The 7,603-nt window shown below is 57.6% G+C and carries 9 protein-coding genes, 1 tRNA gene and 1 riboswitch; of the genes, 2 read left to right on the top strand and 8 right to left on the bottom strand.

Annotation, left to right across the window (positions count from 1 at the left end):
- Nucleotides 1–152 precede the first annotated feature (152 nt).
- From OKB81_RS18320 to OKB81_RS18310, 3 genes are read right to left on the bottom strand one after another with little or no spacing between them, the layout of a single operon-like run.
- Nucleotides 153–455, bottom strand: a complete 303-nt coding sequence (locus OKB81_RS18320; RefSeq protein WP_042648333.1) for a helix-turn-helix domain-containing protein — start codon at nucleotides 453–455, stop codon at nucleotides 153–155.
- On the bottom strand, nucleotides 455–805 hold the full coding sequence (locus OKB81_RS18315) for a type II toxin-antitoxin system RelE/ParE family toxin (protein ID WP_024943279.1): 351 nt from the start codon (nucleotides 803–805) through the stop codon (nucleotides 455–457). The genes OKB81_RS18320 and OKB81_RS18315 overlap by 1 nt, the downstream gene beginning before the upstream one ends.
- 58 nt (nucleotides 806–863) lie before the next feature.
- Nucleotides 864–1,109, bottom strand: a complete 246-nt coding sequence (locus OKB81_RS18310; protein WP_160839242.1) for a hypothetical protein — start codon at nucleotides 1,107–1,109, stop codon at nucleotides 864–866.
- Nucleotides 1,110–1,185: 76 nt separating this feature from the next.
- Between OKB81_RS18310 and OKB81_RS18305 the strand changes: the two genes are divergently transcribed.
- On the top strand, nucleotides 1,186–1,443 hold the full coding sequence (locus tag OKB81_RS18305; RefSeq protein WP_236303301.1) for a hypothetical protein: 258 nt from the start codon (nucleotides 1,186–1,188) through the stop codon (nucleotides 1,441–1,443).
- A 386-nt stretch (nucleotides 1,444–1,829) separates the two neighbouring features.
- On the opposite strand, the gene OKB81_RS18300 is transcribed toward OKB81_RS18305, so the two are convergent.
- The 3 genes from OKB81_RS18300 to OKB81_RS18290 all read right to left on the bottom strand — a co-directional run bounded on the left by OKB81_RS18300 (nucleotide 1,830) and on the right by OKB81_RS18290 (nucleotide 3,256).
- Nucleotides 1,830–2,381, bottom strand: coding sequence for a hypothetical protein (locus tag OKB81_RS18300; protein WP_160839244.1), 552 nt, complete (start codon nucleotides 2,379–2,381; stop codon nucleotides 1,830–1,832).
- 83 nt (nucleotides 2,382–2,464) lie between these two features.
- Nucleotides 2,465–2,552, bottom strand: a tRNA-Ser gene (locus OKB81_RS18295).
- Nucleotides 2,553–2,800: 248 nt separating this feature from the next.
- Complete coding sequence (locus OKB81_RS18290; protein ID WP_160839247.1) at nucleotides 2,801–3,256, bottom strand: YbjN domain-containing protein; 456 nt, start codon at nucleotides 3,254–3,256, stop codon at nucleotides 2,801–2,803.
- A 155-nt stretch (nucleotides 3,257–3,411) separates the two neighbouring features.
- Between OKB81_RS18290 and OKB81_RS18285 the strand changes: the two genes are divergently transcribed.
- Entirely contained in the window at nucleotides 3,412–4,749 is a 1,338-nt protein-coding gene (locus tag OKB81_RS18285; RefSeq protein WP_160839249.1) for a flavohemoglobin expression-modulating QEGLA motif protein, read from the top strand.
- 70 nt (nucleotides 4,750–4,819) lie between these two features.
- Here OKB81_RS18285 and OKB81_RS18280 read toward each other — a convergent pair whose 3' ends face one another.
- On the bottom strand, nucleotides 4,820–5,401 hold the full coding sequence (locus OKB81_RS18280) for a thymidine kinase (protein WP_010674989.1): 582 nt from the start codon (nucleotides 5,399–5,401) through the stop codon (nucleotides 4,820–4,822).
- A gap of 85 nt (nucleotides 5,402–5,486) precedes the next feature.
- Complete coding sequence (locus OKB81_RS18275; RefSeq protein ID WP_041211545.1) at nucleotides 5,487–7,067, bottom strand: Na+/H+ antiporter NhaC family protein; 1,581 nt, start codon at nucleotides 7,065–7,067, stop codon at nucleotides 5,487–5,489.
- 87 nt (nucleotides 7,068–7,154) lie between these two features.
- A riboswitch (Lysine riboswitch) is annotated at nucleotides 7,155–7,326 on the bottom strand.
- Nucleotides 7,327–7,603: the final 277 nt, after the last annotated feature.

The raw sequence follows: 7,603 nt of genomic DNA, 5'->3' as shown, positions 1-7,603 counted from the left end.
AAGATCGGCTCAAACTGAAAAAATGAAATGACTGAGTCAGCCGAGAAGAATTTCCCCGCTTATTCGCACCTTCCTTAACACTAATAACTCGTCTGATCTTGGTAGTGATTCAGCGAGTCGACGTTCAAAAGCAAGCGCTTTTTTGCCTTCCTTTAGACGTTGAAACCGACATGCCTCCCTGTAGGAAGCTCAACATCAACACGCAGCTTCCCACCCATTGCTTCCACGTAACGCTTCATGGTGGATAGCTTGATATCATTCCCACGCTGCTCCATCGCCACAACGGCCGGTTGGCTGATCCCGAGGACAGAGGCCAACTCCACCTGGGACACTTCCAACTCTTCACGCAGCGCTTGCAAGCGTACCTCCAGCAGCAGCTCGTTAGCCATCTCCTGGATCCGCTGCTGACTATCCACCGAGCGGGAGGCCAGCATCTCATTCAGTGTTCTTCCCATTACCCTACCTCCAACTCAGTTAAGTGCTTGGCGTATTCCGCCTCAGCGACCGGCAACATCTCTTTGTAAAACCGCTTATCGTTACCGCCCTTATTTCCAGCACACAACACGATAGCTTGCCGCAACGGATCAAAAGCAAAGAACGCTCGTAGCGGATCCCCCTGGTGCTGAACTCTCAGCTCTTTGAGGTTCGTAAAGCGAGACCCCTTGATGGTATCAACTAAGGGTCGCCCTACTGATGGACCGCCCTGTGCCAAGGCAAGCAACCCAGCCAAAACCTTCTCCTGCGTGGCCTCGTCTTGTTCATCAAACCAGACATCGAATAGAGAGGTCGTTTTTACTGTCCACATAGCGCACCAAATATAACCTTTGGTTTATATTATAGAGGGTCTCGACGTAGGTAACAAGTTACCGCTGTCGTAGTGCAAGCATGAAGCTACTGGCATCAACCTCGAACCGGCTGACCCCGATCTGCTGCAGGTAGAGCACCAAGGTATCGAGCTTGCGAAAAACTCTTAGTTGTTTGCTGCGCTGGGCGGCCAGACCGTAGCACACCAGCAGGCTCCAGCCGCCTGGTTGTCCGACAGCGACCACGACACGGACGGCACCGGCCGCCACCAGTTGTACCAGGGTGGGATGGGTAATGGTTTCCATAGGGGAGATTACGAGGCAAGGGATAATGCGGCGCAGGATGGGAGATAACGCCCTGCAAAACAAGCCGCCTTGCAGGATGACAGGCAGCAATCCCTGTCTGGGTGATGAACAGCAGGCCATTATCGCCAGCGACTATGCGATGACCGACGGCAAGTTGCTGATAGAACAGCGCGTCCCCTTGATGCATTACGCCCTGGAGCGGATGCAGGTGAGCTACAACGGGGAACATGCTAATAATCCCCTGCTCTACCCACTGGTGCTCGCCAACCGGGAGGAGCTGATCCGGCAAGGCTGTGTCTTTAAGCTCAAGAATGCAGATTTGCAAATTTCATAGCGGGCTGGTGCTTTGTAGTGGCCCAGCTCACGACGCCACTACGAGCACCTGACTGTTTATCCGTCATTCCACCCGACCAAAACGATCAGGGTCGGCTGGCACATAATCGTCCTCAAACATATTCTGCGAGCGATGGCTTTGACGCAAAGACGCGAGCGTCTCAAAGAAACAATCTTCACAGAGATGCACTTCGTATCTCTCGCCATCGTGCCGTACCGAGCCATACCCCCAGTGGGCTGACAATGTGCCGTATTCCTGTGCCATTGTCTTTGTCGTGCTGTCACCACACACATCACAGATCACATCTACGACCTGCTCCGTCGGAACTATGGAAAGTGCGAACAAGTATCCCACGAACAAAAAATGAAAATTTTAGTCATTTAATATCAATGGGTTACCAGTAAATGCTCTCGTGCCATATGACTTATTCGCACCTTCCCTAGGGCAGGCGTTATCTCATCGACCATGTGCCCCTTGGCCCAAGTGACGAACGCCTGAACCCGCAGTTGGAGTTGTCCGACGGATTTATGCTGGATCCCCTCACTGGCCTTACTCTCAATAAACTTCGTCAGCGCCTGTCTGAGGGGGACCCCTGTAGTAGGTGGAGAGGTATCGACGGGTTGCTTGATGGTCTGGGGAACGGACGAAAGCGCAACAGAAAGAGCATGATATTGCGGTACGGTAAAGCCCGCCGCTTTGAATGCATCGATCTCAGCTCTGATCCAGGCATGAAAACTATGGGTCGTGGCATCGGCAGGTGTCGCCGCAATGAGGGTGCGGACACGCGCCGCCAGCACCAGATTACGGTCTACGGCAACTTGACGTTCTTTGGTAAGGAGGGAAGTGCGGATAGCAAACGGCAAGCCTCGGTCACGCAAATTCTTGGGCAAGGGAAGCCGAGTGTAGTAGGTGCCGGAGGCATTTTTACTCAGATACATGATTGTTCCACCCAGTTGATCCAGGAAAAAAATCACGTAAGTCTAGAAATGAAAAAACCCGTTGAAATTCAACGGGTTATATTTGGCGGTGAGGGAGGGATTCGAACCCTCGATACGTTGCCGTATACACACTTTCCAGGCGTGCTCCTTCAGCCACTCGGACACCTCACCAAATTTTTACTGCTTGAAGTGGCTTTCGGAGCGCGCTGTGCGTGCATCTTGCCGACTTCGTCGGTGGGCAGCCTCTCGGATACCACACCAAATTTTTGTCTGTTGTTTAACGTGTTCAGCCAACACGGTGTCCGCTGCGCCGTTGCGCTGGAACGGGGCGTAATTTAGGGGAAAGCCCCGCCGCCGTCAACGGCTTTTTAGCCGCAGCGAACCGTTCGCACATTAAACGCACAGTTCAGGTGCTGAGGTCAGTGAACGGATTCCGGTGCGACCTGGATTTCCGGCAGATTGAGGAAGCCAAGGCGTTCACATTCGGAAACCACTTCATGGGTGGCTGCCGTGGTGCTTTCAACGAACAGCAGGAACTGCTCGACGGTGAGACCCGCCTTGGTAAAGACGGTGTGACCCACAACGAGGCGTGGCAGGTTGTCATCGATGATGTCGAGGAACACCTTGAGGGACGGATATTGCATGTTGAGACGACCCAGTTCGGCCACCAGGGGCAGCAGCGATGAGGGGCGCACTTCCAGCTCGGATGAGAACAGCAGCCCTTCCTCTTCCACGAAGATCCGGCTCTCCTGGATGCCCTCGACGGACTGCAGGGAGACCATGTGGATGCCATGACACTGATCGCACACATAGTGCTCGATCCGGGCCTGTTGCAACCAACGCATTATCATTTCAGAGCTGGGGATATTCATCATTTTCACGACACGGTAGAGATCAAGGGGCGCAGTCTAAACCAATTTTCAGACAACCAAAAGCACACAGGCCGGATCCCCGTCGTCTCGCTTCTTTTTGACAGGCCCTGTGCCTATACTCAGCCATTCTCGTAGCGCACTCGCCTCCAAAGAGCCCGATGACCATCCAAGAAAAGTATCGCCTGCACCTCAAATCCCTCTCGGATGAACTGCTCGCCCTGCAAAAACCCATCCGCATCCTGGATGCCATCAAATGGCCCCGTCACCTGCAAAGCGACTTTCTGGCAAGTGGCGGCAAGGCACTGCCCACCATCGACAGGCACTTCTATGAATCCCTCCCCCTGGGGTTCGATCCCCGCAACAAGTACCTTGAGCTCAAGGAGCTGAGGGACAGGATTCGCCGGCGCCTCGGCCCCCAGGACGATCTCGGCCGGATCCTGCAAGAGACGGTGGATCAGTACATGGTGGTCATCGAGATGCTGCGCCAGCGCGGACAGCCGGACTTTCAGCGCTACAGTCAGCGGCTCTACGGCTCGGCAAGCGATCACCTGCGCGGGGATCGCAAGACCCTGAAGGAGCTGGGGGCCAGATTGTGCGACATCTTCTCCCTGCCCGGCGCCCGCCACCTGGTGCGCCCCTACCCCAAGGAGTTCGAGGGGGAAGCCGCGGTGGCGAGGCTGCAGGGCAAGCTGTCGAGCTACTTCAGCGACGGCACAGTCCAGGTCAAGCTCAGCGATGGCATCGTCTCCGATGCCGCCGCCGGGGGGGATTACATCAAGCTCAACTCCCACGCCCGTTTCTCGGAGCTCGATCTGCAGGTGCTGGAGGTACACGAAGGCTGGGTTCACGTCGGCACCACCCTCAACGGCCGCCAGCAATCTTACGCCACCTGGCTCGGCGCCGGCTCGCCCCGCATCACCGCCTGTCAGGAGGGGTTGGCAGTACTCATCGAGACCCTCACGTTCAGCTCCTTCCCGGACAGGGCCAAGCGCATCTCGGATCGGGTCATGGCCATCGACATGGCGGAGCGTGGCGCCGATTTCATCGAGGTGTTCCGCCACTTCGTGGCCAAGGGGGCCAGCGAGCACGACGCCTACAAGATCACCCAGCGGGTGTTTCGCGGAGGCATGGTCGAGGGGGGCGCCTGCTTTACCAAGGATCTCTCCTATGTGAAGGGCTATGTGGAGACGGTGAACTTCATTCGCAGCGCCGTGCTGGAGGGGGTGCCGGAGATCCTGCCCATGCTGTTCGTCGGCAAGGTGACCCTGGACGACATCCCCGTGCTCTATCAGCACTATCTGGAGGGGCTCATCGACGCCCCCCGCTACCTCCCTCCCATGTTTCGCGACCTCACCGGGCTCTACGTCTGGTTCGGCTTCGCCTCCGGCATGTCCCTGGTGGACATAGGCCGGGTACAGCAGCATTTTCGCCAGCTCTTCCACCGCCTCCCGGCGGCCGACCCCATCATCGCCCCTGTCGACATCGAGATCGACTGACCCCCACAGACAAAGAGGGCGCCAGATGGGCGCCCTCTTTGGTGTCCAGGCTGCACGAGCCAGCCACGGGTTACTTGAAGGCCCGTCCTTCCAGATAGTGCTTGCGGCAGAGCGACACATAGCGATCGTTGCCGCCGATCTCCACCTGCTCACCGTCGCGCATCACCTGCCCCGCCTCGTTGACCCGCGAGTTCATGTGGGCCTTGTTGCCGCACCAGCAGATGCTTTTTAACTCCTCGAACTTGTCCGCCAGACAGAGCAGGTGGTAGGAGCCGGGAAACAGTTCGCCGCGAAAATCGGTCTTGAGACCATAGGCGATCACCGGAATGTCCTGCTCGTCGACGATGCGGGCGAGCTGGTAGACCTGCTCACGGGTCAGGAACTGCGCCTCGTCAACGATGAAGACATCGATGTGCCGCTTTGCGTGGCGCGCCTTGACCATCTCGAAGAGATCGCAGCTGTCGCTGAACACCTCCACTTTCAGCTCAAGACCGACCCTGGCACTGATGACGCCGGCACCGAAGCGATCGTCGATGGCGGGCGTCATGGCCAGCGGATACATACCACGCTCCAGATAGTTGAAGTGGGCCTGGATGAGCTGGGTCGATTTGCCTGAGTTCATGGTGGCAAATTTGTAGTGCAGTGAAGCCATGATGGGGTTCCGAAACGGGAGTGATGGGGCGCATGCTAACCAAAGCCCCTGCCAAAACCAAGGGGCCCGCAGGCCCCTTGTTCTCTTATGCGACTGCCACGGCGCTATACGCCCGGGCTTTGCGCAAATGGTAACCGGAGAAGATCAGGAACCAGAGCCCGCTCACGGTGAAACCGGCCAGCGCGGAGTGCATCAGCCCCATCACCAGGTAGCCGAGCGCCGCGCCAAAGGCGATGGCCAAGGCATAGGGCAGCTGGGTCATCACGTGATCGATGTGATGGCAACCGGCCCCGGTGGCAGACAGGATGCTGGTGCTGGAGATGGGGGAGCTGTGATCCCCGAACACAGACCCTGCCAGTACGGCGGCCAGCATGGGCAGCATCAGACTGATGTCGCTGGCGGCCGCCATGTCGCCGGCGAGCGGCAGCATGATGCCGAAGGTACCCCAGCTGGTGCCGGTGGCAAACGCCATGGCGCAGGAGAGCACGAAGACCACGGCGGGCAGCACTTCCACCGGCAGATTGCCATTGGCCAGGGAGGCCAGGTATTTACCGGTCTCCACATCGCGCACCACGGCGCCGATGGTCCAGGCGAACAGCAGGATGTTGATGGCGGGCAGCATGGCCATGATCCCCTGCGGAGCCGCCTTCATCCAGTTGCTTGCCCCGAGCTTGAGGCGCATGGCCAGACCGATGGAGACCACCAGGCTGCACAGGGCGCCATAGACCAGGGAGGAGCCGACATTGGTGTTCTCGAAGGAGCCGAGCACGCTGAACGGCAGCCCCTTGTCGGCCAGCACCGCAGCCCCGGAGTCAATCATGAAATAGACGGTGGCCAGGGTCAGGGTCAGGATGGGCAGCACCATGTCAATCATGCCGCCATTGCTCTCCTCCGGGCTCTCCATGTCGAGCCCGATGGGGCGCCCCTTGGACTCGTCCCACAGCTTGCCTTCCAATGCCCACTGCTCATGCTGACGCATGGGGCCTATGTCGAGCTGGAAGGCGATCACCACCAGCACCATGATCAGGGTGAACACTGCATAGAGGTTCATGGGGATCATTTCGACGAAGGCGGAGATGGGGCTCTGATCGGTCAGGCCATGAGCCGCCATGATGCCGCCGACGAGGGCGATGATGTAGGCCCCCCAGGAGGAGATCGGCATCAGCACGCAGACCGGCGCGGCGGTGGAGTCCAGCAGATAAGCCAGCTTGGCGCGGGAGATCTGGAAGCGATCGGTCACCGGACGGCAGATGGCACCCACCGACAGACTGTGGAAGAAGTCGTCGATGAAAAAGGCAAACACCATCAGACCGGTCAGGGACTTGGCACCCTTGCGGGTCTTGGCGCGGCGCTCCGCCCACTCGGCAAACGCCCGGGTCGCACCGGAGACGCTCATCAGGCTGATGAGGCCGCCCAGCAGCAACATGAAGAGGATCATGTTGACGTTGTCACGATTGAGCGCACCGTCGACCCAGAAGATCCTGAGCACGGTATCGAGCATGTAATGCAGGGACGCAAGGGGAGAAAACTGGTTGAGCAGCAGGCTGCCTGCGACTATGCCCACCCCCAGCGACACCAGGACGCGGCGGGTGATGATCGCCAGCGCAACGGCCAGCAGGGGGGGAACGACGGACCAACCGGAGTCGGCGTAATGAACGATGTCCATGATCTCTTTGCACCTAAAGACAACAGGTGGAGATCTACCGAGAGGATCAAAGAAACAAAACCCATGGGGAGGGTATACTCCTCAGCCCCTTCAGGTAGCGCTCCATAGTGGATGACTATGGCAGTCCTGCACCTATTAGATGCAGAACCAGCAACCCGGTATGATGGCCTGGTCACTTCGGCGCCGACTCCTTTCATCGAGCATCGCAGGCATCACCCTCCGCTCGGTTACTCATAGGCAGCGCGCCTCTACTTAAAGGTATTCGCGGCACATTTTATCGAGCCGCCGGGTGATAGCAAGTTTTTTGATTAAATTTCAAGGTTTCTGAGGCACCCACATCTTCAAAGATAGTCAAATGGTTCATCAAAGACTCCGCTGGCGATATTTTCATCTGACACGAGCCCATTCGAAGATCTTGGCCCGTCAAACGTATAAAAATATCCTTCATATCTATTTCAAGAGGCCTTGTTGCACAATTCCAAAGCAGGACAGCAGTCTCTCAGGCGCCGATTTCGCTCAGTTGACCTGTTGTCGTA

The sequence above is a fragment of the Aeromonas sp. QDB56 genome (assembly GCF_027705505.1).
Taxonomy (GTDB): Bacteria; Pseudomonadota; Gammaproteobacteria; order Enterobacterales; family Aeromonadaceae; genus Aeromonas; species Aeromonas caviae.
The sequence above is the reverse complement of the archived record's forward strand: the minus strand, read 5'-3'. Positions and strand labels throughout refer to the sequence as shown.

Excerpts from the sequence above, each read along its gene's own strand:
- OKB81_RS18305 (WP_236303301.1), top strand. The coding sequence starts at position 1,186 with ATGACAGGCAGCAATCCCTGTCTGGGTGATGAACAGCAGGCCATTATC.
- OKB81_RS18290 (WP_160839247.1), bottom strand. The coding sequence starts at position 3,256 with ATGATGAATATCCCCAGCTCTGAAATGATAATGCGTTGGTTGCAACAG.
- OKB81_RS18300 (WP_160839244.1), bottom strand. The coding sequence starts at position 2,381 with ATGTATCTGAGTAAAAATGCCTCCGGCACCTACTACACTCGGCTTCCC.
- OKB81_RS18285 (WP_160839249.1), top strand. The coding sequence starts at position 3,412 with ATGACCATCCAAGAAAAGTATCGCCTGCACCTCAAATCCCTCTCGGAT.
- OKB81_RS18280 (WP_010674989.1), bottom strand. The coding sequence starts at position 5,401 with ATGGCTTCACTGCACTACAAATTTGCCACCATGAACTCAGGCAAATCG.
- OKB81_RS18275 (WP_041211545.1), bottom strand. The coding sequence starts at position 7,067 with ATGGACATCGTTCATTACGCCGACTCCGGTTGGTCCGTCGTTCCCCCC.
- OKB81_RS18315 (WP_024943279.1), bottom strand. The coding sequence starts at position 805 with ATGTGGACAGTAAAAACGACCTCTCTATTCGATGTCTGGTTTGATGAA.
- OKB81_RS18320 (WP_042648333.1), bottom strand. The coding sequence starts at position 455 with ATGGGAAGAACACTGAATGAGATGCTGGCCTCCCGCTCGGTGGATAGT.
- OKB81_RS18310 (WP_160839242.1), bottom strand. The coding sequence starts at position 1,109 with ATGGAAACCATTACCCATCCCACCCTGGTACAACTGGTGGCGGCCGGT.